Below are 24764 nucleotides of genomic sequence, written 5' to 3' on the forward strand. Positions count from 1 at the left end.
GTTGCCGGTCGGAGGGATTGTGATGGGACGCACACTCGCGGAGAAGGTCTGGGACGACCATGTCGTCAGGCGCGCCGAGGGCGAGCCGGACCTCCTCTTCATCGATCTGCACCTGCTGCACGAGGTGACCAGCCCGCAGGCGTTCGACGGCCTGCGGCTGGCCGGGCGCAAGGTCCGCAGGACCGATCTGACGATCGCCACCGAGGACCACAACACCCCCACCCTGGACATCGACAAGCCGATCGCGGACCCGGTCTCCCGGGTCCAGCTGGAGACGCTGCGCGCCAACTGCGCCGAGTTCGGCGTACGGCTGCACTCGCTGGGCGACGTCGAGCAGGGCGTGGTGCACGTGGTCGGCCCGCAGCTGGGCCTGACCCAGCCCGGGACCACGGTGGTCTGCGGCGACTCGCACACCTCCACCCACGGCGCGTTCGGCGCGCTGGCGTTCGGCATCGGCACCAGCCAGGTCGAGCACGTGCTGGCCACCCAGACGCTGCCGCTGGCCCCGTTCAAGACCATGGCGATCACGGTCGAGGGCGAGCTGCAGGAGGGCGTGACCGCCAAGGACCTGGTGCTGGCGATCATCACCCAGATCGGTACCGGCGGCGGCCAGGGCTACGTCCTGGAGTACCGCGGCTCGGCGATCCGCAGCCTCTCCATGGAGGCACGGATGACCATCTGCAACATGTCGATCGAGGCCGGCGCCCGCGCGGGCATGATCGCGCCGGACCAGACCACCTTCGACTACCTGGAGGGCCGCGACCACGCGCCCAAGGGCGGCGACTGGGACGACGCGGTGGCCTACTGGAAGACCCTGGGCACCGACGAGGACGCGGTCTTCGACGCCGAGGTCTTCATCGACGCCAACGCGCTGACCCCGTTCGTGACCTGGGGCACCAACCCCGGCCAGGGCGCCCCGCTGAGTGCGAACGTGCCCGACCCGGCCTCCTTCGAGGACCCGCAGGAGCGCATCGCCGCCGAGAACGCGCTGCGCTACATGGGCCTGACCGCCGGCACCCCGCTCCGCGAGGTCCAGGTGGACGCGGTGTTCGTCGGCTCCTGCACCAACGGCCGGATCGAGGACCTGCGCGCCGCCGCCGCGATCGTCGAGGGCCGCAAGGTCGCCGACGGGGTACGGATGCTGGTCGTCCCCGGCTCGGTCCGGGTCGCCCTGCAGGCGATCGACGAGGGCCTGGACAAGGTCTTCACCGCCGCCGGCGCCGAGTGGCGGCACGCGGGCTGCTCGATGTGCCTGGGCATGAACCCGGACCAGCTGGCCCCGCAGGAGCGCTGCGCCTCCACCTCCAACCGCAACTTCGAGGGACGGCAGGGCAAGGGCGGACGCACCCACCTGGTCTCCCCGCAGGTGGCCGCCGCCACCGCGGTGCTGGGCCGTCTGGCCTCGCCCGCCGACCTGTCGACCGCCCGTACGACCGTGGAGGTCTGAGCACCATGGAGAAGTTCACCACCCACACCGGCCGGGCCGTCCCGCTGCGCCGCAGCAACGTCGACACCGACCAGATCATCCCGGCGCACTGGCTGAAGAAGGTCACCCGCACCGGTTTTGAGGACGGCCTGTTCGAGGCCTGGCGCAAGGACGCGGACTTCGTCCTCAACCAGCCGCAGTACGCGGGCGCGTCCATCCTGGTCGCCGGGCCCGAGTTCGGCACCGGCTCGTCCCGCGAGCACGCGGTCTGGGCGCTGGAGAACTACGGCTTCCGGGTCGTCGTCTCCTCCCGCTTCGCCGACATCTTCCGGGGCAACTCGCTGAAGAACGGCCTGCTCACGGTGATCCTGCCGGTCGAGACGGTGGAGCGGATCTGGGCCCTGGTCGAGGCCGACCCGAGCACCGAGATCACGGTCGACCTGGAGGCCCGCGAGGTGCGCGCCGACGGCGTCACCGCCTCCTTCGAGTTGGACGAGAACGTGCGCTGGCGGCTGCTCAACGGCCTGGACGACATCAGCATCACGCTGTCCCAGGACGCGGAGATCGCCGCCTACGAGGCGCGCCGCCCGGCCTTCAAGCCGAGCACGCAGCCGGTTGCCTGAGAGAACGACGAAAAGCCCCCGCGGACACGGTTGAGAGAGCGTCACCAACCGTTCCGCCCACGGCCCCCCGCCCGGTCAGAGGACCTGGGAGGGGGGCCGCTGTCATTCCCGATGTGACTCTGTGTAAGGTCGAGGGAAGTGTGCGGAGGGTGCAACTCACCGCAGATGGCACAATCAGTACATGAGCCCGACTCTTCCTCCGCCTCCCGCACCCCCCTCGGGGGAGCCCGGGGAGCCTACGGAGGTCGAGCTCTACGCGCTTGTGGCCGCACGGCTGAAGGAGGCGCACGCCCGAGTGCGTGCGCTGGACGTGTCGGCCGCTACCCGGGCCTCGCTGACCCGTTCGTTGCTCCTGGTAACCGAGGCGGCGAAACGCGATCTCCCGGAAGCAGCAAGGAGGTTGGCGATTTTCGTGGACCGCCTCGACGGTGGGGACCACCCTCCGTCGAAGGCGCACTGAAAGCCGAATCCATTGCGACACAAGGGTGATTCGGACGTTTGGTATTTGAATTGCCGCATATACATGCCTAACGTGCGAAAAGCCCGGATCGAAACAGAATCGTCCGGGCATGGGTTTCCGAAGGGGAAGACGTGAACAAGGCGCAGCTTGTTGAAGCGGTGGCCGAGCAGCTGGGTGGCCGCAGGGCCGCCGCAGAGGCAGTGGACGCTGTGCTCGACACCATCGTCCGTGCCGTGACCGCCGGAGACCGGGTATCGGTCACGGGTTTCGGCACCTTTGAGAAGGTCGACCGCTCAGCGCGGTTCGCCCGCAACCCCCAGACCGGGGAGCGGGTCAAGGTCAAGAAGACGGCGGTCCCGCGGTTCCGTCCGGGGCAGGGCTTCAAGGACCTGGTCAGCGGCTCCAAGAAGCTGCCGAAGACCGGCCCGTCGGTGAAGAAGGCCCCCAAGGGCTCGCTCACCCCCGGCAAGAGCGGGATGGCGGCCCCGGCCGGCTCCCCGGCCGCGAAGAAGGCCGCCGCGAAGAAGACCACGGTCAAGAAGGCCACGGCCACGGTCAAGAAGGCGGCGGCGAAGAAGACCACCGCTGCCGCCGCGGTGAAGAAGACCGCCACGTCGCCGGTGAAGAAGGCCGCGGCCAAGAAGACGACGGCCAAGACCGCCGCTGCCAAGCGGGCTCCGGCCAAGAAGGCCGCCACCACGGCGGTCAAGAGCACCGCCAAGAAGACCACCGCCAAGAAGACCTCGGCCGCGGCCAAGTCCCCGGCGAAGAAGACGGTCACCGCCTCGACCCGTCCGGCCGCCAAGAAGGCCGTCACGGCCGTGAAGAAGACCGCGGTCGCCAAGAAGGCTCCGGCCAAGCGGGCCACCGCCAAGAAGGCCTGACCCGCCGTAGGCACCGCAGGACCGCACCACCCGCAGGACCGCACCACCCGCAGGGCGCTGGCGAACGGGCCGGGTGCCGGGAGCTCTCCCGGCACCCGGCCCGTTCGTCCTCTTCCGGATCGGTCGGCCCCGGATCAGAAGGTCTGCAGGGTCACCAGGAGCACCCGGCGCTCCGCGCCGTCCCCCGCGGTCTCGATCCGCACCCGCTGGCCGGGGCGCAGCAGCCGCAGCCCGCCCGCGTCGAACGCGGCGGCGTCGAAGGGCAGCGGGGTGCCGTCGTCGAGCAGCACCGAGCCGCTGCGGGTCTCGGGGGAGTACGTGAACGCGGTGGCCTGCATGCGCCCAGGCTAGGGCCTGCCGGCGGCTCGGCCCGCCACCGGGCCGCTACGGGGCCACCAGGCCGGCCAGCGCGGCGGTCCGCGGCCCGGTGCCGAGCGCGAGCGCCGCGCGGAGGTCGTCCGGGGTGTCCACGTCCCTGCGGACCGAGGGGACGTCGTCCAGGGCCAGCTCGTGCGCGCCGGAGGCCGCGTGGCGCAGCCGGGAGCCGCCCTCGAAGCGCGGGCCCAGCGCCGACCCGGCCGCGGCGGCGAGCAGCGTGGTGCCGATCCGCTGGGTGTCGGCCAGGAACGCCCGCGGGTGCGCCGCGGCGGCCAGCAGCACCCGTTCCAGCTCGGACGGCCGCAGCGCGGGCAGGTCGGCCGACATCGCCGCCACCCGTCCGGCGCCGTAGCGGGCCCTGGCCACCTCGGCGCCGTGCGCCAGCGCCGCGTTGAGGCCCGCCCCCGGCCGGTCCTGGACCGGCTCCGCGCCCAGCGCCGCCAGTTCCGCCGCCGCCGCGCGGTCGTCGGTGACCACCAGCACCCGCGCCACTTCCGCACAGGCCAGCGCGGCGACTACGGTGTCCTGCGCGAACGCCAGTGCCAGCTCCGGCCGGAGGGCTCCGGCCGCCCCGGCGAGGCGGCTCTTGGCCTCCGCCAGCGGCTTCAGCGGTACCAGCAGGGTCCAGCGGGGAAGGCTCACGGGACGTCATTCTGCCCCCTCCGCGAACCCCTCGGCGGGGGTGCCTCGACAGTGCGTCCGGGCCCGGGAGACACTTGTACGGTTCGGACCAGGTGAGATGTGTGCAAGGAGGAGTGCGCGTGCCAGGCAGGAGTACGAAGGCGGACCGTCGCGGATACGGCTTCTGGTACCGCCTCGCGGCGGCCATCGGCAAGCCGCCGCTGTTCCTGCTGACCAAGCGCGACTGGAGCGGGACGGAGAACCTGCCGGAGTCCGGCGGCTTCCTGACCGTGATCAACCACAACTCCTACCTGGACCCGCTGGTCTACGGCCACTTCCAGTACGACTCCGGCCGCCCGGCCCGGTTCCTCGGCAAGGCCGGGCTGTTCAAGGTCCCGGTGATCGGCCGGATCCTGCACGGCGCGGGCCAGATCCCGGTGTACCGGGGCTCCTCCGACGCCGCCCACGCCTTCCGGGCCGCGGTGGCGGCGGTGAACAACGGCGAGTGCGTCGCCTTCTACCCCGAGGGCACGCTCACTCGGGACCCCGACCTGTGGCCGATGAACGCCAAGACCGGCGCGGCCAGGGTCGCGCTGATGACCGGGGCGCCGGTGATCCCGATCGCGCAGTGGGGCGCGCACGAGATCATCCCCCGCTACGCCAAGGGCGGGAAGGGCGACCGCAGGTTCCAGCCGTTCCCCCGGCACACCGTGCAGGTCAAGGCGGGACCGCCGGTCGACCTCAGCGCCTTCGCCGACAAGCCGATCACCGGCCCGGTGCTGCGCGAGGCCACCGACGTGATCATGGCCGCGATCACCGCCCTGCTGGAGGAGTTGCGCGGCGAGAAGGCGCCCCCCGTACGCTACGACGTGCAGCGCGCCGCGACCGAGCAGCGCCGGGAGAGGGAGGCCGGTCGGTGACGACCCGTTGCGCCGTGTTCGGAACCGGGTCCTGGGGAACGGCTTTCGCCATGATCCTTGCCGACGCGGGCTGCGAGGTCTCGCTCTGGGGACGCCGTCCCGAGCTGACCGCGACCATCAACAGGACCCGACGGAACCCGGACTACTTCCCCGACCTGGAACTGCCGCCCGGGGTGACCGCGACCAGCGACCCGGCCGAGGCCGCCGCGGGCGCGGAGTTCGCGGTGCTGGCGGTGCCCTCGCAGACGCTGCGGGCCAACCTGGAGGCCTGGAGCGGGGCCATCGACCGGAGCACGGTGCTGGTCAGCATGATGAAGGGGGTCGAGCTCGGCAGCGTCAAGCTGATGAGCGAGGTCATCGCCGAGGTCACCGGCGCGGGGCCGGAGCGGATCGCGGTGGTCTCAGGGCCCAACCTGGCCCCGGAGATCGTCCGCAGGCAGCCCGCCGCGAGCGTGGTGGCCTGCGAGGACGAGGCGGTCGCCAAGCGGCTCCAGGCGGCCTGCCAGACCGGCTACTTCCGCCCCTACACCAACACCGACGTGGTCGGCTGCGAGCTGGGCGGCGCGGTCAAGAACGTGATCGGGCTCGCGGTCGGCATCGCCGACGGGATGCGCCTGGGCGACAACACCAAGGCCTCGCTGATCACCCGCGGCCTGGCCGAGACCACCAGGCTGGGCCTGGCGATGGGCGCCGACCCGTACACCTTCGCCGGTCTGGCCGGGATGGGCGACCTGGTGGCGACCTGCTCCTCGCCGCTGTCCAGGAACCACACCTTCGGGGTGAACCTCGGCCGGGGGATGACGCTGGCCGAGACCATCGCCGCCACCAAGCAGACCGCCGAGGGCGTCACGTCCTGCGAGTCGGTGCTCGACCTGGCCCGGCGGCACGGGGTGGACATGCCGATCACCGAGACCGTGGTGGACATCGTGCACGGCGGGAAGCCGCCGCTGGTGGCGGTCAAGGAACTGATGTCCCGTTCGGCGAAGCCCGAACGCCGCTGAGGCGCCGTCGGTTCGGCCGGTCCGGCCGGGGGCGCGCCGGTTCGGCCGAATGCGCCCCGTGCGGCAACCGAAACACCCGAACGGTAGTCTCCATGGGGATATGAGCACTGAGCCCTTCTCCCCAGTCCCGGCTGCCGCTCCCGCCGCAGCCAGCAAGCCGCGTGTGGCGATCGTCTTCGGCGGTCGCAGCTCCGAGCACGCCATCTCCGTGTCCACCGCCGGAAGCGTGCTGCGGGCGATCGACCGCAGTGCCTACGAGGTGCTGCCGATCGGCATCACCACCGACGGCCGCTGGGCGCTCACCGCCGACGAGCCGTCCCGGATGGCGATCACCGACGGGCGGCTGCCCAGCGTCGAGGACATCGCCGAGTCCGCCGAAGGCCAGGTCACCCTGCCGATGAACCCGGTGGCCCGGGGCGAGGTCGTCTACACCGAGCCGGGCTCGGTGCCCAAGGCCCTCGGCGAGGTCGACGTGGTGCTGCCGCTGCTGCACGGCCCCTGGGGCGAGGACGGCACCGTCCAGGGCCTGCTGGAGCTGACCGGGGTGCCGTACGTCGGCTCCGGGGTGCTCTCCAGCGCGGTCGGCATGGACAAGGAGTACACCAAGCGGGTGCTCCAGTCCTTCGGCCTTCCGGTCGGCCCGTACACCGTGGTCCGCCCGCGGGAGTGGGCCGACGAGCCGCGTCGCGCCGAGGTCCGGGCCAGGATCGCCGAGTTGGGCTTCCCGGTGTTCGTGAAGCCGGCCCGCGCGGGCTCCAGTATGGGCATCACCAAGGTCTCCGACCCGGCGCTGCTGGACGCGGCGATCGAGGAGGCCCGCCGGCACGACCCCAAGCTGATCGTCGAGGCCGGCCTGACCGGGCGTGAACTCGAATGCGGCGTCCTGGAGTTCGAGGACGGGCCACGGGCCAGCCTGCCGGCCGAGGTGCTGGTCGGCGCGGGCTACGACTTCTACGACTTCGAGGCCAAGTACATCGACTCCAGCGATGTGCAGATCCCGGCCGACCTGACCGGGGACGAGACCGAGCGGCTGCGCGCCCTCGCGGTCGACGTGTTCGAGGCGCTGGCCTGCGAGGGCCTGGCCCGGGTGGACGTCTTCCTGCAGCCGGACGGCTCGTTCGTGGTCAACGAGATCAACACCATGCCCGGCTTCACCCCGATCTCGGCCTACCCGCGGATGTGGGAGGCCACCGGAGTCCCCTACCCGGAGCTGATCGACCGGCTGATCCAGGCCGCGCTGCGCCGCAGCACCGGGCTGCGCTAGCCCGGCCGGCCCGCCGAGCGGCTAGTCGCAGCTGAACGGCCGGCTCCGGTCGACCGGGTCGGTCCGCTGGATCGGCCCGGCCAGGCCGCCGATCGGCGACTGCAGGTGCGCGTACGCGCCCGGGACGGTCACCTCGACGTAGGCCTGCTGCTGCAGCGTGGTGTAGCGGAAGCCGCCGCCGTCGACCGGCTCCGAGGTCCAGCAGACGCCGTTGACCTCCTCGGCGTCGTGGGAGTCCATGTGCGGGTCGTACGCGGGGGAGTGCGGGTCCAGCACGTCCGGCTGAGGCACCCCGCAGCGCAGCACGATCGCCGGGTCGCCCCAGGCGGCGGCGGTGGCGGCGGCCGGGCTGGTGCCGCGGCGCTTCTTGCCGTCCAGGGTGGCCGGCAGCGCCGCCTTCAGCGCCGCGCACTGCTTCCCGGCGGCGCCGGTCGTCGCCGGGGCGGCGACCCGCACCGAGCCGCCCGAGCAGGCGGCCAGCAGCAGCGCCGCGGCCAGGGCGGCGGCGGACAGCAGGGCGTGGCGTGCGGGAGTCGGGGTCACCCGGCGATGGTAGACGCCGCTACAGATGGACCACCGGGCAGGTCAGGGTTCGGGTGATGCCCTCCACCTGGTGGATCCGGCCCAGCACCAGCCGGGTGAGGTCGTCGACGGTCTCCCCTTCGGCCCGGACGATCACGTCATAGGGCCCGGTGACGTCCTCGGCCCGGATCACTCCGGCGATATCGCCGATCACTTGACTGACAGCGGTCGCTTTTCCGACTTCGGTCTGGATGAGGATGTAGGCCTGGACCACGGTGGGACCTCCCGGCGGCTCGGGTACGGAGATCGTGCGAGGGCTTTGGTTCCCCGGTTGGGCGCCCCACAATCCCCCGCGGGGCGCCTGATTCGCGCCCGAGCAGCGAGGGGGACCCGTAGCGTACGGGCCGAGGGCGTACGCTGCGCGTGAAAGTTGGCATTGCTGGTGATGTCGGCTGGTGATGCCGGAAGGCCGGAAGGACACTCATGCAGGGCACCGTCGGCGAACTCGGCGAGTTCGGACTGATCCGCGAGCTGACCTCCCGGCTGCCGCGCACCGCGGCCGTGGAACTCGGCCCCGGTGACGACGCCGCCGTGGTCTCCGCGCCGGACGGCCGGGTGGTCGCCAGCACCGACGTCCTGCTGGAGGGGCGGCACTTCCGCCGGGACTGGTCCACCGCCTACGACGTGGGCCGCAAGTCCGCCGCGCAGAACCTCGCCGACATCGCCGCGATGGGCGCGGTGCCGACCGCGCTGCTGCTCGGCCTGGTCGCCCCGGCCGAACTGCCCGCCACCTGGGTGCTGGAGCTGATGGACGGCATCAGGGACGAGTGCCAGGTCGCCGGGGCCGCCGTGGTCGGCGGCGACGTGGTCCGCGGCGACACCATCACCGTCGCCATCACCGCACTCGGCGACCTGCAGGGCCGCGCCGCGGTGACCCGCTCGGCGGCCCGTCCCGGCGACCTGGTGGCGGTGACCGGCTGGCTCGGCTGGTCCGCGGCCGGGTTCACCGTGCTCTCCCGCGGCTTCCGCTCGCCGCGGGCCTTCGTCGAGGCGCACCGCCGCCCGGAGCCGCCGTACCACGCCGGCCCGGCCGCCGCGCGGCTCGGCGCCACCTCGATGATCGACGTCAGCGACGGCCTGGTGGCCGACCTGGGCCATGTCGCCGAGGCCAGCAACGTCCACATCGACCTGCGCGCGGCCGACTTCGACATCCCGGCGCAGATGGCCGACATCGGCCAGGCGGTCGGCGTCGACCCACTGACCTGGGTGCTCTCCGGCGGCGAGGACCACGCCCTGGTCGCCACCTTCCCGCCGGACACGCATCTGCCGTCGCGCTGGCGGGTGGTCGGCGAGGTCACCCGCCCGGCCGGGCTCTCCCGCACCGGGACGGTGACGGTCGACGGCGCCCGGTGGGACCGCGCGGGCGGCTGGGACCACTTCGGCGGCTGAACCGGGGCTCCGCCGACGGCGGGCCTGCGGCCGTGTCAGGGGTTGGACGAACCGGCGTGCGGCAGTGCTTCTGCATAGGCTTGGGCCATGCGAATCGGTGTGCTGACCAGCGGCGGCGACTGTCCCGGACTCAACGCGGTGATCCGCTCGGTGGTGCACCGCGCGGTCGCCGACCACGGCGACACCGTGGTCGGCATCGAGGACGGCTTCCTCGGCCTGATCGAGGGCCGGGGCCGCCCGCTCGCCCTGGACGACGTGCACGGCATTCTCACCCGCGGCGGCACCGTCCTCGGCTCGGCCCGGGTGGAGCGGGACCGGATGCGGGAGGGCGTCGCCCGGTCCGCCGAACTGGCCGAGAACCTCGGCATCGACGCGCTGGTCGCCATCGGCGGCGAGGGCACGCTGACCGCCGCCCAGCTGTTCAGCGACGCCGGACTGCCGGTCGTCGCCGTCCCCAAGACCATCGACAACGACATCGACGCCACCGACGTCACCTTCGGCCACGACACCGCCGTCCATGTCGCCACCGAGGCCATCGACCGGCTGAAGACCACCGCTGAGTCACACCAACGGGTGATGGTGGTCGAACTCATGGGCAGGCACACCGGCTGGATCACCCTGCACGCCGGGATGGCCGGGGGCGCGCACGGCATCCTCATCCCGGAACGGCCCTTCGACATCGAGGAGGTCTGCCGGATGGTCGAGGAGCGCTTCTCCCGCGGCAAGAAGTTCGCCATCGTCGCGGTCGCCGAGGGCGCCGCCCCGCTCCCCGGCACCATGCGCTTCGCCCACGGCGAGGCTGACGCCTTCGGCCACCAGACCTTCGGCGGCATCGGCACCCGGCTGGCCGGGGAGATCGCCCAGTGGCTCGGCAAGGAGTCCAAGCCGGTGATCCTGGGCCATGTGCAGCGCGGCGGGACGCCCACCGCGCAGGACCGGGTGCTCGCCACCCGGTTCGGCTGGCACGCCGTGGAGGCCGTCCACAAGGGCGCCTACGGCCATATGACCGCGCTGTGCGGCACCGAGATCCGGATGGTGCCGATCGTGGACGCGGTGACCCGGCTGAAGACCGTCCCCGAGGAGCGCTGGATCGAGGCCGAGGCGGTGCTCTGAGCGCCGACCGATAGGTTGGTGGCCATGTCGACCTCCACCATCGCCCCGCCCCGGGTGCTCACCGTCGCCGGCTCCGACTCCGGCGGCGGCGCGGGCATCCAGGCCGACCTGAAGACCATGCTCGCCCTCGGCGTGCACGGGATGAGCGTGATCGCCGCGGTCACCGCGCAGAACTCGCTCGGCGTCCAGGGCTACTGGGAGCTGCCCGCCGAGGCGGTCAGGGCCCAGTTCCGCAGCGTCGTCGACGACATCGGCGTGCAGGCGGTGAAGACCGGGATGCTGGCCTCGGCCGAGCTGGTGGAGACGGTCGCCGAACTGCTCGGCCCGGTCCCGGTCCCGGTGGTGGTCGACCCGGTCGGGGTGTCCAAGCACGGGGACGCGCTGCTCGCCGCCTCCGCGGTCTCGGTGCTGCGGGACCGGCTGCTGCCGGTCGCCACCGTGGCCACGCCCAATCTGCACGAGGTCGAGCAGCTCACCGGACGGTTGGTGACCCGGGAGAGCGAGATGCCCGACGCGGCGCGGGCGCTGCAGGACCTGGGCCCGGCCTGGGCGCTGATCAAGGGCGGCCACCTGGACGGCGAGGCCGCCGACCTGCTGCGCGGTCCGGACGGCGCCGAGCACTGGTTCCGCGCCCCGCGCCACGACAACCGGCACACCCACGGCACCGGCTGCACCCTGGCCAGCGCGATCGCCGCGGAACTGGCGCTGGGCCTGCCGGTGCCGGAGGCCGTCGCCGCGGCCAAGGAGTACATCACCGGCGCCATCGCGGCCGGCTTCGCGCTCGGCGCGGGCATCGGCCCGGTCGACCACGGCTGGCGCTTCCGCTAGGCCCGGGACCGGGCAGGCCCCGGGGCAAGACAGAAGCCCGGCCCACCGAGAGGTGGACCGGGCTCCTGGAAGCCTGAGCTAGGTGGCCGCGTCAGCGCGACACCTTGCCGGCCTTGATGCACGAGGTGCAGACGTTGAGCCGCTTCGGCGTACGCCCGATCGTCGCGCGCACCGTCTGGATGTTGGGGTTCCAACGACGACGGGTACGGCGGTGCGAGTGGGAAATACTGTTGCCGAAGCCCGGCCCCTTGCCGCAGACGTCGCAGTTGGCAGCCACGGGAGTCACTCCAAAGACTTCAGATGCACTTACGTTGACAACCCCTGGCACGAGGACCGTGCGGTGCACGGCTACCGAGGGGCGGCCCGGAGGGATCCGGGCAACCGGAGCAGCATACATCGGCTCACTCCGTACAACGAAACTACCACGGTGACCCCGATAGCTCCGCATCCTCTCCCCGCGGACGCTACGGATAACCTGCCAGCACACCTCGCAGCAACGCCGCGTACCCAAGGAGACAGCACAGGTGCTTGACACCCTCGACGCGCCCGCCGTGCGCACCTGGTGCCGCCTCTCCCTCGCCGCCCTCGGCCAGGCCCGCGAGGAGATCGACGCGCTCAACGTCTACCCGGTCCCGGACGGCGACACCGGCACCAACCTCTACCTCACCGTCGAGTCCGCCGCCGAGGAGCTCGACCCGCTGTTCGCCCCCGGCGCCGAACCCCCCACCCCGGCCCAGGCGCTGCGGGCGATGGCGCACGGCGCGCTGCTCGGCGCGCGCGGCAACTCCGGAGTGATCCTGGCCCAGCTGCTGCGCGGGATCGCCGCCTCGGTCGGGGACGCGCCCGCGGACGGCGCCGCGCTCTGCCGCGCCCTGCGCCGGGCCGCCGACGCCGGCTACGAGGCGGTCGCCAAGCCGGTCGAGGGGACGGTGCTCACCGTCGCCGCCGCGGCGGCCGAGGCCGCGGAGGCCGCCGCGGCGGCCGATCCCGGGCTCTCACTGGGCGCCGCCGCCGAGGCCGCCTACGAGGCGGCCAGGGTCGCACTCAGCCGAACCCCGCTGCTGCTCGAGGTGCTGGGCCGGGCCGGAGTGGTCGACGCCGGGGGCCGCGGCCTGGTCACCGTGCTCGGCGCGCTCGCCGACGCGGTCACCGGGCACACCCCGATGGGCCCGCTGGCCCTGGCCGGGACCCGCGCGGCGGCGCCCACCCCGTCCCACACCGAGGTGCACCTCGCCGCCGAGGGCGGACCCGGCTACGAGGTGATCTACCTGCTGGACGCCGAGGACGGGGAACTCCCGGCGCTGCGCGGGCGGCTGGCCGAGCTGGGCGACTCGCTGGTGGTGGTCGGCGGCGACGGCCTGTGGAACGTCCATGTGCACGTGGACGACCCCGGCGCCGCGGTCGAGGCCGGGATCGCGGCCGGACGGCCCTACCGGATCAGGATCACCCACTTCGCCTCCGCCGCCGCGACCGCCGCCGCCAACCCGGACGCCGACGCCCCGGACGGCTCGCGCGGGGTGGTCAGCGTGGTGCACGGCGCCGGCCTGGCCGGGCTGTGCACCGACGCCGGGGCCACCGTGCTGCTGGCCGACCCGGACCGGCCGCCGTCCAGCACCGAACTCGCCTCCGCGGTCCGCCGTTCGCACGCCCGCGAGGTGGTGCTGCTGCTCAACGACGCCGAACTGCGGGCGGCGGCGGGCGCCGCGGCCGAGCAGCTGCGCAAGGAGGGGGTGCGGGTCGCGGTGATCCCGACCCGCTCCCCGGTGCAGGGCCTGGCCGCGCTCGCGGTGCACGAGCCGGCCCGGCGCTTCGACGAGGACGTGGTCGCGATGACCTCCGCCGCCGGGGCCACCCGGCACGCCGAACTCGCGGTCGCCGAGGGGGAGTCCTGGACCATGGCCGGGGTCTGCCAGGCCGGGGACGTGCTCGGGCTGATCGACGGCGACGTCGCGGTGATCGGCGGCGAGACCGGCGAGACCGCCGCCGTGGTGCTGGACCGGATGCTCGCGGCGGGCGGCGAGATGGTCACCCTGATCCTCGGCGAGGGCGTGCCGGACGAGGTCGCCGACCGGCTGATCGCGCATGTGCGCCGGGCCCACCCGGTGGTCGACACCCTGGTCTACCGGGGCGGGCAGCCGCTGCTGCCGCTGCTGATCGGTGTCGAATGAGCCCGGTGGGCCCGATTGTCAGCCGCGTGGTGTAGGAGGTGGGAGCATGTCCACGCTCGACGAACCCCTGAAGAAGCTGGTGGGCGGCACCACCGCCAAGGTCCTCGGCGACAGCCTCGGCCTGCACACCAACGGCGACCTGCTGCACCACTACCCGCGCCGCTACGTCGAGCGCGGCGAGCTGACCAGCCTGGACGAGCTGGAGCTGGACGAGCACGTCACGGTGATGGCCAGGATCGAGAAGACCGAGGTGATCCCGTTCCGGGGCCGCAAGGGCAACCGGCTCCAGGTGGTGGTCACCGACGGCCGGGGGCGGCTCACCCTGGCCTTCTTCAACCAGGCGCACCGCGCCCACGAGTTGCGCCCCGGCCGCCAGGGGATGTTCGCCGGGAAGGTCGGCGTGTTCAACCGGGTCCGCCAACTCGCGAACCCCGACTACCAGTTGATGGACGATGAGGACGCCGGGGCAGCCGCGGACTTCGCCGGGCGGCTGATCCCGGTCTACCCCGCCTCGGCGAACATGCCCTCCTGGAAGCTCTCCAAGGCGGTGGACGCCCTGCTCGGCGGCCTGGACTGGACGCAGGTGCTCGACCCGCTGCCCGAGCCGCTGCGCGAGGCCAGGAAGCTGCTGCCGCTGCGGGACGCGCTGCAGCAGATCCACCGCCCGCGCACCAGGGCCGAACGCGAGGACGCCGCCGCCCGGCTGAAGTGGGACGAGGCCTTCGTGCTCCAGGTCGCGCTGGCGCAGCGCCGCGCCGCCGACTCGGCCCAGCCGGCCGTGCCCCGGCTGCCGCGCCGGGGCGGGGTGCTGGATGCGTTCGACGCCCGGCTGCCGTTCACCCTGACCGAGGGGCAGCAGCAGGTCTCCGCCGAGATCTTCGCCGACCTGGCCCGGGAGCACCCGATGCACCGGCTGCTCCAGGGCGAGGTCGGCTCCGGCAAGACCATGGTCGGGCTGCGCGCCATGCTCGCCGTGGTCGACACCGGCGGCCAGGCGGCGATGCTGGCGCCGACCGAGGTGCTGGCGCAGCAGCACCACCGGTCCATCGTGGAGATGATGGGCGACCTGGCCGACAGGGGGAGCCTGCGCGAAGCGCAGGCTGGCAAGGGTGGTGGTGGGCGACGGGAGGGCGGGATGCTCGGCGGGTCCGAGCACGGCACCAAGGTGGCGCTGCTGACCGGCTCGATGGGGGTCCCGGCCCGTCGGCAGACCCTGCTGGACCTGGCCGTCGGCGACGCCGGGATCGTGATCGGGACGCACGCCCTGATCGAGGACAAGGTGCAGTTCCTCGACCTCGGTCTGGTGGTGGTGGACGAGCAGCACCGCTTCGGCGTGGAGCAGCGGGACGCGCTCCGGGCCAAGGCCGAACGCCCGCCGCACCTGCTGGTGATGACCGCCACCCCGATCCCGCGCACGGTCGCGATGACCGTGTTCGGCGACCTGGAGACCTCGGTTCTCGACCAGCTCCCGGCCGGGCGCTCGCCGATCGCCTCCCACGTCGTCCCGGCCCTGGAGCGGCCCAACTTCCTGGCCCGCGCCTGGGAGCGGATCCGCGAGGAGGTCGGCAAGGGCCACCAGGCCTACGTGGTCTGCCCGCGGATCGGCGACGAGGACGAGAAGCCCGCGAAGAAGTCCGGCGACGGCGAGGACCGCCGCCCGCCGCTCGCGGTGCTGGACGTCGCCGCCGAGCTGGCCGCGGGACCGCTCACCGGCCTGAGGGTGGAGGTGCTGCACGGCAGGATGCAGCCGGACGCCAAGGACGACGTGATGCGCCGCTTCACCGCGGGCGAGCTGGACGTGCTGGTGGCGACCACGGTGATCGAGGTCGGCGTCAACGTGCCCAACGCCACCGTGATGGTGATCATGGACGCCGACCGCTTCGGCGTCTCCCAGCTGCACCAGCTCCGCGGCCGGGTCGGCCGCGGCTCCGCGCCCGGACTGTGCCTGCTGGTCAGCGAGATGCCGGCGGCCAGTGCGGCCCGGCAGCGGCTGGACGCGGTGGCCGCCACCCTGGACGGCTTCGAGCTGTCCCGGATCGACCTGGAGCAGCGTCGCGAGGGCGATGTGCTGGGCCAGGCCCAGTCCGGGGTGAAGTCCTCGCTGCGGGTGCTCTCGGTGCTGGAGGACGAGGAGGTGATCGCCGCCGCCCGGGAGGAGGCGGTCCGGCTGGTCGCCGCCGACCCGGCGCTGGAGGGGCAGCCGGGGCTGCTGAGCGCCCTGCGCAGCCTGCTCGCCGCGGACCGCGCGGACTATCTGGAAAAAGGTTGAACCCGCTGCTCCGCAGGGCCTCCCAGACCCCGGAACTGTCAGTGCCGCGCGCGACAATAGAGGTGTTCAGGACGCTGTTTCACCAGCACGTTTGTGGTGTTCAGTCCCAACGAGCACTGGGGGCACCCGTATGGCATTCCGTCACCTCAACGAACTTCCGCTCGGCGACAAGGTCTTCCGGATCGAACTCACCAGTGACGACGACCGCGAGGTCGTGATCGGCCTCACCGGTTGGCGCGAGGGCCACCCCGACCGCCCCATCGCCTCCGGCGAGTTCCGGCTGCCGGTGGAGGACGTCGCCTCGCTCCGGATCGCGCTCAACCGCGCGCTGCGGGCCCTGGCCATCGTCGCCGACGTCTCCGAGCCCATCCCCGACCGCGACGTGCTGCGCGAGCTCTACCCCGGACACGGCGCCCCCTGGGTGCCGGTGCACGAGGAGGAGCTGGTCCGGCGCTTCCACGACAACGAGACGGTGGCCCGGATAGCGGCGCGCTTCGGCCGCACCCCGGACTCCGTCCGCACCAAGCTGCGCGAGCTGGGCCACGACCCGCGCCGCCCCGAGTACTGCCCGCCCGACGGCTGCCTGTCCTGGTCCCGCTACGCCTCGCCGGCGCTGCTGGGCGCCAGCCCGGCGGTCGAGGTGTAGCCGCCGGTCGGCGGTCCCGTGCGGTCGCCCTCCCCGGCTCCGGCTAGCGTGGAGGGTGACCGTGCTCACCACCAGGCCCAGCGCCAGCAAGGACCGCACCCATGACCCGCGTCATCGCCGGATCGGCCCGTGGCCGCCGCCTGGCCGTCCCTCCCGGCGAGGGAACCCGCCCGACCTCCGACCGGGCCAGGGAGGGCCTGTTCTCGACCTGGGAGTCGCTGCGCGGCTCGTTGGCCGGGGCGCGGGTGGTCGACCTCTACGCCGGCTCCGGCGCGGTCGGCCTGGAGTCGCTGTCCCGCGGCGCGGCCACGGCGCTGCTGGTGGAGGGCGACCCGGCGGCGGTGAAGGCGATCCTGGCGAACGTCAGGACGCTGGCGCTGCCCGGCGCCGAGGTGCGCCCCGGCCAGGTCGAGAAGGTGGCCGCAGGGGCCGCCCCGGCGCAGCCCTACGACATGCTGTTCGCCGACCCGCCGTACGTCCTCGGCGACGCCGAGCTGGGCGAGATCCTGATCACACTCCGGGCCGGGGGCTGGCTCGCGGACGGCGCTGTCGTCACCGTGGAGCGCAGCACCAGGGGCGGGGAGTTCGCCTGGCCCGAGGGCTTCACGGCGCTGCGCGAGCGCCGCTACGGCGAGGCCACGCTCTGGTACGGTCGCGCCGCCGCCAACGACGACGGGAGCGAATGAGGCATGTCCGTGGAGCAGCAGAAGAGCGTCATCCGCCGTGCAGTCTGCCCGGGTTCCTTCGACCCGATCACCAACGGGCACCTCGACATCATCGAGCGCGCCTCGCGGCTCTACGACGTGGTCCACATCGCGGTCCTGATCAACAAGTCCAAGCAGGGCCTGTTCACGGTCGAGGAGCGGATCCGGATGATCGAGGAGGTCTCCGCCCGCTACGGCAACGTGGTGGTGGAGTCGCACCACGGCCTGCTGGTCGACTACTGCCGGGAGCGCGACATCCCGGCCATCGTCAAGGGCCTGCGCGCGGTCAGCGACTTCGACTACGAGCTGCAGATGGCGCAGATGAACATCGGCCTGTCCGGCGTGGAGACGCTGTTCGTGCCGACCAGCCCGACCTACAGCTTCCTGTCCTCCTCGCTGGTGAAGGAAGTGGCCGCGTACGGGGGCGATGTGTCCCATCTGGTCCCGGATCTGGTGCACCGCCGCCTGGTGGCCAGGATCGCCGAACGCCGTTAGTCGGGGCGGGTGGCAGTAGAGTGCAGCATCCAGTCCAATGCCTCCCCTCGGAAGACGTGAGCTACAGGTGGACGTGCAGCAGAAGCTCGACGAGATCACCGCGACGGTCGAGAACGCCCGCTCGATGCCGATGTCGGCATCCATCGTGGTCAACAAGTCCGAGCTGATCGCCCTGCTCGCGGAGATCAGGGAAGCCCTGCCGGGTGAACTGGCCCAGGCGCAGCAGACGGTGCAGCAGGGCGACCAGGTGGTCGAGGGGGCCCGCCGCGAGGCGGAGCGGATCGTCCAGGAGGCGCAGGGCGAGCGGGCCCGGCTGATCTCGGGCACCGACGTGGCCCGGCACGCGCAGGCCGAGGCGGACCGGATCCTGGCCGAGGCCAGGTCCGAGTCCGAGGAGGAGCGCCGCGAGGCCGACGACTACGTCGACAGCAAGCTGGCCAACTTCGAGGTGGTGCTCACCAAGACGCTGGGCGCGATCGGCCGCGGCCGGGCGAAGCTCAGGGCCGGCGGCGCCCCGGTCGAGGGCGAGGACGGCGAGGAGTTCGCCCAGGACGAGTTCCGCTCGCCCAGCCCCGAGGTGGACGAGTACGTCGACGTGAAGCTGGCCGCGCTGGAGACCGCGCTCAGCAAGACCCTGGACGCGGTCGGCCGGGGCCGGGACAAGCTGCTCGGCAAGGCCCCGATCGACGACCTGGGCGCCTACCTGGCCGCCGCGGACCACGCCTCGGGCGTGAACCAGGGCGCCGAGCGCGAGGCGGCCGTGGCCGCCGAGCTGGCCAGGGCCGGACTGCTGCCGGAGCAGCAGCGGGGCCAGGAGCAGCAGGGCCAGCAGTTCGCCCCGCCGGAGGAGCAGCCGCAGTACTGGCAGCCGGTCGAGGTGGACGCCAACGGCTACCCGTACCCGCCGCAGCCGGTGCAGCAGTACGACGCCTACGGGCAGCCGCTCCAGCAGCAGCAGTTCGACCCGTACGGCTACCAGCCGCAGCAGCTGGAGCAGCAGTACGACCCCTACGGCTACCAGCCGCAGCCGGTGCCGCAGCAGTACGACGCCTACGGGCAGCCGGTGCCGCAGCACGCGCCGCCGCAGGGCCTGGACGAGACCAGCTTCTTCGACACCGGTTTCATCGACGTCAGCAAGCTGCGCGAGCTGGGCGGCGGGCACCAGTAAGGTGCGCGAGTTGGGCTGCGGTCCGTGCGTCCGGTAGTCTGACCTCTCCGGCCTGTTCAGTGTCGGGGATTGTCGGCTGCCCGCAACGTTCCGTACCTGCGGCGCCGACGGCCAGACCGCATCGCAGCCGTCGCACGACGCGCGCCGTAGAGAGCAGGAAACCCTGAACCGCCTCGACCACCGTGACCCGCTTGTGTTTGACACACACGAGCTGGGACGTCGGCCTGGTTCGATGCGCAAGGTTTCCCGTTCCCTCCCGGCGCCGGAGGGCTTCGGCATCGAGGTGATCGGGGTCCCCGAGGGAAGCGCTGTCGAGCTGGACCTCCGTCTGGAATCGGTGGTCGAGGGCGTGCTCGTCACGGGCACGGTCGAAGCCGACCTCAAGGGCGAGTGCGTGCGGTGCCTGGAGCCGGTCGAGCAGTCGCTCGAAGCGGACTTCCAGGAGCTGTACTACTATCCCGAGGCCGACATGACCCGGTTCGGTCCCTCCACCAAGAGCGACGACGACGAGGACGAAGAAGCTTCCCGGCTCGAGGGCGACCTGTTCGACCTTGAGCCGGTGCTGCGTGACGCGGTGGTGCTCGCACTGCCGCTGCAGCCGGTGTGCCAGGACGACTGCCTGGGTCTGTGCTCCGCATGCGGGGCACGGCTCACGGACGACCCGGACCACCACCACGAGGCCGTCGACCCCCGGTGGGCGGCTCTGCAGGGACTCTCGGCACTCGGATCTGAGGCCGGAAGCGAAGACAGCGGTACCCGTGAGGGTGCCGCCGAGAACCAGGAGAAGTAGCCGTGGCTGTTCCGAAGCGGAAGATGTCGCGCAGCAACACGCGCCACCGCCGTTCGCAGTGGAAGGCTGCGGTCCCCGCCCTGGTGGCTTGCGACCGCTGCCACGAGCCCAAGCTGGGCCACCTCGCGTGCCCGAGCTGCGGCACGTACAACCGCCGTCAGGTCATCGCGGTCTGATCGGCTGGTGACCAACACGATGTCAGCGTCTGCGCTGCAACACGCCGACACCGGGTACGCCGTCCTGGAGGGGCGGCTCGGGTACACACTCGAGCCGGCCCTTCTGGTACGTGCGCTCACCCACCGCTCGTACGCGTACGAGAACGGTGGGCTGCCCACCAACGAGCGTCTGGAGTTCCTGGGCGACTCGGTGCTGGGCCTGGTGGTGACGGACACGCTGTACCGGATCCACCCCGACCTCCCGGAGGGGCAGCTGGCGAAGCTGCGCGCCGCGGTGGTCAATTCGCGCGCCCTCGCCCAGGTGGCGCGCGGCCTCGAACTCGGCGCCTTCATCAGCCTCGGGCGCGGCGAGGAGGGCACCGGCGGACGCGACAAGTCCTCCATCCTCGCCGACACCCTTGAGGCGATCATCGGCGCCGTCTACCTGGACCAGGGCCTCAGTGCCGCCGACGAACTGGTGCACCGGCTGTTCGACCCGCTGATCGAGGAGTCCTCCAACCTCGGCGCCGGTCTCGACTGGAAGACCAGCCTGCAGGAGCTGACCGCCTCGGTCGGCATCGGCGTGCCCGAGTACGTCGTCTCCGAGTCCGGCCCGGACCACGAGAAGACCTTCATCGCCGCGGCCCGGGTGGCCGGCGACGACTACGGCTCCGGCACCGGCCGCTCCAAGAAGGAAGCCGAGCAGAAGGCGGCGCAGAACGCCTGGCACTCGATCCGGGAGAAGCACGGCCTGGCCGACCCGGCCGAGACCGCCAAGCCCGACGCCGCCAAGGCCGAGGCCGCACCGGCCGGGTCCGACGCCGCACCGGCCTCCGCCGGGTCCACCGCCTCGACGGACGACCAGCCCTCCGGCAGCTGAGGGCATCCGTGCCCGAGCTGCCCGAGGTCGAGGTCGTACGCCGCGGTCTTGACCGCTGGGTCAGCGGACGCACCGTCAGTTCCGTCACCGTGCTGCACCCGCGCGCGGTGCGGCGGCACGCGGCCGGGTCCGAGGACTTCGCCGCCCAGCTCGCCGGACGGACCCTCGGTCCGGCGCAGCGCCGCGGCAAGTACCTGTGGCTCCCGCTGCCCGGCACCGGCACCTCGCTGCTGGGCCACCTCGGCATGAGCGGCCAGCTGCTGGTCCAGCCGGAGGACGCCCCGGCCGAGACCCACCTCCGGGTCCGGATCCGCTTCGCCGGCGCCGACTCCGCGCCGGGCGACCTGGCCAACACCGAGCTGCGCTTCGTCGACCAGCGCACCTTCGGCGGCCTCGCGGTCGAGGACGCCGATCCCAGCGACCCGGACGCGGCCCCGATGTCGCTGGCGCACATCGCCCGCGACCCGATGGACCCGCGCTTCGACGACACCGCCTTCCTGGCCGCGCTGCGCCGCCGCAGCACCGGGGTCAAGCGCGCGCTGCTGGACCAGACCCTGATCAGCGGCGTCGGCAACATCTACGCCGACGAGGCGCTGTGGCGCTCCCGACTGCACTACGAGCGCCCGGCGGACACCCTCTCCAGGGCCCAGGCGGCGCTGCTGCTGGCGTCGGCCCGCGAGGTGATGGGCGCGGCGCTGGCGGTCGGCGGCACCAGCTTCGACAGCCTCTACGTCAACGTCAACGGCGAGTCCGGCTACTTCGCCCGAGCGCTGGACGCCTACGGCCGCGAGAACGAACCCTGCAACCGCTGCGGCACCCCGCTGCGCCGCGCCCCGTGGATGAACCGCTCCAGCTACTTCTGCCCCCGCTGCCAGAAACTCCCCCGCCCGCGCTGAGCGTCGGCGGAAACCCAGGTGACCTCGGCGCACCCGGCTGCGTAGAGTCGGGCGGTGCCCGAACTGAAACAGCTGGACGCTGACCACGCCCCGGCGGTCCTGGCCTTCGAGCTGGCGAACCGCGGCTACTTCGCCGCCTCGGTCACCGACCGCGGCGACGCGTTCTTCCTCCAGTTCGCGGAGCGGTTCCGGGCGTTGCTGGCCGAGCAGGAGGCCGGTGTCTGCGCCTTCTACCTGCTGCTCGCCGAGGACGGCTCGGTGCTGGGCCGGTTCAACCTCTACGACCTGGCGGACGGCGCCGCCGACCTCGGCTACCGGGTCGCCGAGCACGCGTCCGGCCGCGGCCTGGCGACCGCGACCGTCCAGGAACTGTGCCGACTGGCGGCGACCCGGCACGGCCTGCACAGCCTGCGGGCAGCCACCACCCATGCCAACGCCGCGTCCCAGCGGGTGCTGGCCAAAGCCGGCTTCGTCCCGGTCGGCCCAGCAGCCCCCGCCGCCCTCGGCGGCAAACCGGGCACCCGCTACCAACGCGACCTGGCCGCCCGGCAGTAGGCCCGATCTGACGTCCGATCACAGGGATTCCACAAGAACTGCCCCTACCGTCCGGCTCGCGAGCTGCTGTGAGGACGAAGGGACCGTGGCTGGTGAAGGACCGTGTGCTGAACGGGCGCTACACCGTCTCCGGGCTGCTCGGGCGCGGCGGCATGGCGGAGGTGTACCTGGCCCATGACCTGCGGTTGAACCGGCTGGTCGCGGTGAAGACGCTCCGTCCGGACCTCGCCGCGGATCCGACCTTCATGGCCAGGTTCCGCCGCGAGGCGCTGTCGGCAGCCTCGCTGAACCACCCCGGCGTGGTCTGCGTCCACGACTGCGGCGAGGACGGCACCGAGAGCACGGTGCTGCCGTACCTGGTGATGGAGTACGTCCAGGGGGTCACCCTGGCGGAGCTGCTGGAGCAGGGCCGACCGCTCCCCGCCCGCCGGGCCCTGGAGCTGACCGGCAGGATCCTGGACGCGCTCGGCTACGCCCACACCCACGGGATCGTCCACCGCGACATCAAACCCGCGAATGTGATGCTCACCCACGAAGGCCGGACCAAGATCATGGACTTCGGCATCGCCCGCCCGCTCGCCGCGGACGGGAGCACGCTGACCCAGACCGCGATGGTCATCGGCTCGGTGCACTACCTCTCGCCGGAACAGGCCAGGGGCCAGACCGTGGACGCCCGCTCCGACCTCTACTCCGTCGGCTGCCTGCTCTACGAACTCCTCACCGGGCGACCGCCGTTCACCGGTGACACGCCGATGCAGGTGGCCTGGGCGCGACTGGAGTCCGCGCCCGAACCGCCCTCGGTCCACGCACCCGCGCTGAACCGGGAGTTCGACCGGCTGTTGGCCCTGGCCCTGGCCGTGGACCGGGACCAGCGCTTCCAGAGCGCCCCGCAGATGCGCGCCGCCCTGGACGAGACGGCCCGCGCCCTCGGCCCGGCGGGCCAGGTGTCCGGACCCGAGCCGGTCCAGCTCCGAACCGCACCCCGCCGCCCGTTTCCGGTCCGCCCCGGCAGTCCCGCACCGGCCCCGGCTCCCGTCACAGCCTCGGCTCCCGTACCGGCCCCCACCCCCGCGCCGAGCCGCCGCAAGCGCCGACGGGCGGTGACGGCGGCCACCGCCGGGGCCGCGGTGCTGGCAGCGGCCGTGGTCCTGGCCGTCGCCCCGGCGCTGCACCACCACCCCGGCTCGGCTCCGAACCTCACCGGCAAGACCCTGCTGGAAGCCCGGCTGAGCGCCCGCGCCTCCGGGCTCCGGGTCGGCGGCGTCAGCACCGGCGGCTGTCCCGCCGCCGGCACCGCGTCGGCCCACCACGTCTGCGGCCAGTCCCCGGCCGCGGGATCCAGCGTCACCCCGGGCACCAGGATCACCCTGCGGCTCAGCCCCTGAAGTCGAGGACCGTGGTGGAGCGGTACTCCTCGCCGGGGCGCAGCACCGTCGAGGGGTAGTCGGGGCGGTTGGGGGAGTCGGGGAAGTGCTGGGTCTCCAGCGCGATCCCCGCGTGCGGCCCGTACGGGCGTCCGGACGGGCCGGTGAAGCCGCCGTCCAGGGCGTTGCCGGTGTAGACCTGGATGCCGGGTTCGGTGGTGGAGAGGGTCAGCACCCGCCCCGAGGCCGGGTGCCGTAGGACCGCGACCCGGCGCGGGTTGCTGGTCCGGCCGCCGTCCAGGGCCCAGCAGTGGTCGTAGCCGCCGGTGATCCGCAGCTGCTCGTCGGCGGCGCCCAGCGGTCCGGCCAGCTGCTCGCCGAGCTGCCGCGGGGCGGTGAAGTCGAACGGGGTGCCGGCCACCGGGGCCGGGCCGCCGCCGAGCGGGCGCAGGTCGGCGTCCACCGGCAGGTAGGCGGCGGCGGCCAGGGCCAGTTCGTGGTCGAGGGCGCTGCCCGATCCCTCGCCGCCCAGGTTGAGGTAGGAGTGGTTGGTCAGGTTGACCACGGTCGGGGCGTCGGTCTCGGCCCGGTAGTCGATCCGCAGCCGTCCGACCTCCAGGGTGTAGCGGACGGTCGCCCGCAGCGTGCCGGGGAAGCCCTGGTCGCCGTCCGGGCTGAGCAGGGTCAGCTCGACCCCGCCGTCGACCGGCTCCGCGGTCCACCGGCGGGTGTCGAATCCGGCCGTGCCGCCGTGCAGCGCGTTGGGCCGGGGCTGGTCGCTCAGCGGGACCTGGTGGGTGCGGCCGTCCAGCCGGAACCTGCCGTCGGCGATCCGGTTCCCGTAGCGGCCGATGGTCGCGCCGAAGTAGGGTGCCCGACCGAGGTATCCGGCCAGGTCCCGATGTCCCAGGGCGACGTTGGCGGTCCGGCCGGACGGATCGGGCACGTGCAGCGCCTGCAGGATCGCGCCCTGGGTGAGGACGGAGGCGGTGATCCCGGCGCCGTCCGTGAAGGTCCACCGGTGGACCTGGGAGCCGTCGGGGAGTGTGCCGTAGTCGTCGCGGACGGGGCTGGAGGACTGGGCGGGAGAGAGCACGGGCAGGACTCCTGATCCGATATTCTAACGTTGTAACGCAGCAGCTGATGCCGCCGTGGCCTCAGAGCCTGAACGGGACGGAAGGTCGA

28 protein-coding genes are annotated in these 24764 nt (G+C 72.7%); 22 read left to right on the plus strand and 6 right to left on the minus strand.

Features of this window, described 5'->3' with window-relative positions:
* Nucleotides 1-22 precede the first annotated feature (22 nt).
* From leuC to ACEZDE_RS27715, 4 genes are all read left to right on the plus strand, one after another.
* On the plus strand, nt 23-1447 hold the full coding sequence (gene leuC / locus ACEZDE_RS27705) for a 3-isopropylmalate dehydratase large subunit (protein ID WP_380541555.1): 1425 nt from the start codon (nt 23-25) through the stop codon (nt 1445-1447).
* A gap of 5 nt (nt 1448-1452) precedes the next feature.
* Nucleotides 1453-2049: a 3-isopropylmalate dehydratase small subunit gene (gene leuD / locus ACEZDE_RS27710; RefSeq protein WP_380541558.1), complete on the plus strand. Its 597-nt coding sequence runs from the start codon at nt 1453-1455 to the stop codon at nt 2047-2049.
* Nucleotides 2050-2230: 181 nt separating this feature from the next.
* Nucleotides 2231-2509, plus strand: a complete 279-nt coding sequence (locus ACEZDE_RS33780) for an SCO5555 family protein (protein ID WP_449341717.1) — start codon at nt 2231-2233, stop codon at nt 2507-2509.
* Nucleotides 2510-2640: 131 nt separating this feature from the next.
* Nucleotides 2641-3393: an HU family DNA-binding protein gene (locus tag ACEZDE_RS27715; RefSeq protein WP_380541561.1), complete on the plus strand. Its 753-nt coding sequence runs from the start codon at nt 2641-2643 to the stop codon at nt 3391-3393.
* A 134-nt stretch (nt 3394-3527) separates the two neighbouring features.
* On the opposite strand, the gene ACEZDE_RS27720 is transcribed toward ACEZDE_RS27715, so the two are convergent.
* The gene (locus ACEZDE_RS27720) at nt 3528-3731 is read right to left on the minus strand and encodes a hypothetical protein (RefSeq protein ID WP_380541564.1); all 204 of its coding nucleotides are present in this window, start codon (nt 3729-3731) and stop codon (nt 3528-3530) included.
* A 46-nt stretch (nt 3732-3777) separates the two neighbouring features.
* Nucleotides 3778-4413 carry a 2-phospho-L-lactate guanylyltransferase gene (gene cofC / locus ACEZDE_RS27725; protein ID WP_380541566.1) on the minus strand — a complete coding sequence of 212 codons (636 nt, stop codon included), beginning with the start codon at nt 4411-4413 and terminating at the stop codon, nt 3778-3780.
* Nucleotides 4414-4532: 119 nt separating this feature from the next.
* On the opposite strand from cofC, the gene ACEZDE_RS27730 reads away from it, so the two are divergent.
* The 3 genes from ACEZDE_RS27730 to ACEZDE_RS27740 all read left to right on the plus strand — a co-directional run bounded on the left by ACEZDE_RS27730 (nt 4533) and on the right by ACEZDE_RS27740 (nt 7577).
* Nucleotides 4533-5312 carry a lysophospholipid acyltransferase family protein gene (locus tag ACEZDE_RS27730; RefSeq protein ID WP_380541569.1) on the plus strand — a complete coding sequence of 260 codons (780 nt, stop codon included), beginning with the start codon at nt 4533-4535 and terminating at the stop codon, nt 5310-5312.
* Nucleotides 5309-6313 (plus strand): NAD(P)H-dependent glycerol-3-phosphate dehydrogenase, encoded by a 1005-nt coding sequence (locus ACEZDE_RS27735; protein WP_380541572.1) that lies wholly within the window; start codon nt 5309-5311, stop codon nt 6311-6313. The genes ACEZDE_RS27730 and ACEZDE_RS27735 overlap by 4 nt, the downstream gene beginning before the upstream one ends.
* A 100-nt stretch (nt 6314-6413) precedes the next feature.
* On the plus strand, nt 6414-7577 hold the full coding sequence (locus ACEZDE_RS27740) for a D-alanine--D-alanine ligase family protein (protein WP_380541575.1): 1164 nt from the start codon (nt 6414-6416) through the stop codon (nt 7575-7577).
* Nucleotides 7578-7598: 21 nt separating this feature from the next.
* Here ACEZDE_RS27740 and ACEZDE_RS27745 read toward each other — a convergent pair whose 3' ends face one another.
* Both ACEZDE_RS27745 and ACEZDE_RS27750 read right to left on the minus strand, forming a co-directional pair.
* A complete protein-coding gene (locus ACEZDE_RS27745; RefSeq protein WP_380541578.1) occupies nt 7599-8120 on the minus strand; it encodes a DUF3515 family protein in 522 nt (173 codons plus the stop codon).
* Between the two features lie 19 nt (nt 8121-8139).
* On the minus strand, nt 8140-8373 hold the full coding sequence (locus ACEZDE_RS27750; RefSeq protein WP_380541581.1) for an Lrp/AsnC ligand binding domain-containing protein: 234 nt from the start codon (nt 8371-8373) through the stop codon (nt 8140-8142).
* Nucleotides 8374-8582: 209 nt separating this feature from the next.
* On the opposite strand from ACEZDE_RS27750, the gene ACEZDE_RS27755 reads away from it, so the two are divergent.
* The 3 genes from ACEZDE_RS27755 (at nt 8583) to thiD (ending at nt 11489) form a co-directional block, all read left to right on the plus strand.
* A complete protein-coding gene (locus ACEZDE_RS27755) occupies nt 8583-9548 on the plus strand; it encodes a thiamine-phosphate kinase (protein WP_380541584.1) in 966 nt (321 codons plus the stop codon).
* 87 nt (nt 9549-9635) lie between these two features.
* Entirely contained in the window at nt 9636-10661 is a 1026-nt protein-coding gene (locus tag ACEZDE_RS27760; protein ID WP_380541587.1) for an ATP-dependent 6-phosphofructokinase, read from the plus strand.
* Nucleotides 10662-10685: 24 nt separating this feature from the next.
* Complete coding sequence (gene thiD, locus ACEZDE_RS27765; RefSeq protein WP_380541590.1) at nt 10686-11489, plus strand: bifunctional hydroxymethylpyrimidine kinase/phosphomethylpyrimidine kinase; 804 nt, start codon at nt 10686-10688, stop codon at nt 11487-11489.
* A gap of 91 nt (nt 11490-11580) precedes the next feature.
* Here thiD and rpmB read toward each other — a convergent pair whose 3' ends face one another.
* A complete protein-coding gene (rpmB, locus tag ACEZDE_RS27770; protein ID WP_380541593.1) occupies nt 11581-11766 on the minus strand; it encodes a 50S ribosomal protein L28 in 186 nt (61 codons plus the stop codon).
* Nucleotides 11767-12013: 247 nt separating this feature from the next.
* Here rpmB and ACEZDE_RS27775 point away from each other — a divergent pair, with 247 nt between their 5' ends.
* The 12 genes from ACEZDE_RS27775 to ACEZDE_RS27830 all read left to right on the plus strand — a co-directional run bounded on the left by ACEZDE_RS27775 (nt 12014) and on the right by ACEZDE_RS27830 (nt 23600).
* On the plus strand, nt 12014-13657 hold the full coding sequence (locus ACEZDE_RS27775; RefSeq protein ID WP_380541596.1) for a DAK2 domain-containing protein: 1644 nt from the start codon (nt 12014-12016) through the stop codon (nt 13655-13657).
* A 46-nt stretch (nt 13658-13703) separates the two neighbouring features.
* Entirely contained in the window at nt 13704-15926 is a 2223-nt protein-coding gene (recG, locus tag ACEZDE_RS27780) for an ATP-dependent DNA helicase RecG (RefSeq protein WP_380541598.1), read from the plus strand.
* Nucleotides 15927-16056: 130 nt separating this feature from the next.
* Nucleotides 16057-16572, plus strand: coding sequence for a hypothetical protein (locus tag ACEZDE_RS27785; RefSeq protein ID WP_380541601.1), 516 nt, complete (start codon nt 16057-16059; stop codon nt 16570-16572).
* 101 nt (nt 16573-16673) lie between these two features.
* Complete coding sequence (rsmD, locus tag ACEZDE_RS27790; RefSeq protein WP_380541605.1) at nt 16674-17258, plus strand: 16S rRNA (guanine(966)-N(2))-methyltransferase RsmD; 585 nt, start codon at nt 16674-16676, stop codon at nt 17256-17258.
* A gap of 30 nt (nt 17259-17288) precedes the next feature.
* The gene (coaD, locus tag ACEZDE_RS27795) at nt 17289-17771 is read left to right on the plus strand and encodes a pantetheine-phosphate adenylyltransferase (protein ID WP_380541781.1); all 483 of its coding nucleotides are present in this window, start codon (nt 17289-17291) and stop codon (nt 17769-17771) included.
* Between the two features lie 67 nt (nt 17772-17838).
* A complete protein-coding gene (locus ACEZDE_RS27800) occupies nt 17839-18939 on the plus strand; it encodes a DivIVA domain-containing protein (RefSeq protein ID WP_380541608.1) in 1101 nt (366 codons plus the stop codon).
* 232 nt (nt 18940-19171) lie between these two features.
* A complete protein-coding gene (locus ACEZDE_RS27805) occupies nt 19172-19729 on the plus strand; it encodes a YceD family protein (protein WP_380541611.1) in 558 nt (185 codons plus the stop codon).
* 2 nt (nt 19730-19731) lie between these two features.
* Entirely contained in the window at nt 19732-19905 is a 174-nt protein-coding gene (gene rpmF, locus ACEZDE_RS27810; protein WP_380541614.1) for a 50S ribosomal protein L32, read from the plus strand.
* Between the two features lie 19 nt (nt 19906-19924).
* Entirely contained in the window at nt 19925-20764 is an 840-nt protein-coding gene (gene rnc, locus ACEZDE_RS27815; RefSeq protein ID WP_380541784.1) for a ribonuclease III, read from the plus strand.
* Between the two features lie 8 nt (nt 20765-20772).
* Nucleotides 20773-21660, plus strand: a complete 888-nt coding sequence (mutM, locus tag ACEZDE_RS27820) for a bifunctional DNA-formamidopyrimidine glycosylase/DNA-(apurinic or apyrimidinic site) lyase (protein ID WP_380541617.1) — start codon at nt 20773-20775, stop codon at nt 21658-21660.
* Between the two features lie 54 nt (nt 21661-21714).
* The gene (locus ACEZDE_RS27825; protein ID WP_380541620.1) at nt 21715-22215 is read left to right on the plus strand and encodes a GNAT family N-acetyltransferase; all 501 of its coding nucleotides are present in this window, start codon (nt 21715-21717) and stop codon (nt 22213-22215) included.
* A 92-nt stretch (nt 22216-22307) separates the two neighbouring features.
* Nucleotides 22308-23600, plus strand: coding sequence for a protein kinase domain-containing protein (locus ACEZDE_RS27830; RefSeq protein WP_380541623.1), 1293 nt, complete (start codon nt 22308-22310; stop codon nt 23598-23600).
* Here the strand turns inward: ACEZDE_RS27830 and ACEZDE_RS27835 are convergent.
* Nucleotides 23590-24675 carry an aldose epimerase family protein gene (locus ACEZDE_RS27835; RefSeq protein ID WP_380541626.1) on the minus strand — a complete coding sequence of 362 codons (1086 nt, stop codon included), beginning with the start codon at nt 24673-24675 and terminating at the stop codon, nt 23590-23592. The two genes, ACEZDE_RS27830 and ACEZDE_RS27835, sit on opposite strands and share 11 nt — an antisense overlap.
* Nucleotides 24676-24764 lie beyond the last annotated feature (89 nt).

Source organism: Streptacidiphilus cavernicola, assembly GCF_042510955.1.
Classification (GTDB): domain Bacteria; phylum Actinomycetota; class Actinomycetes; order Streptomycetales; family Streptomycetaceae; genus Streptacidiphilus; species Streptacidiphilus cavernicola.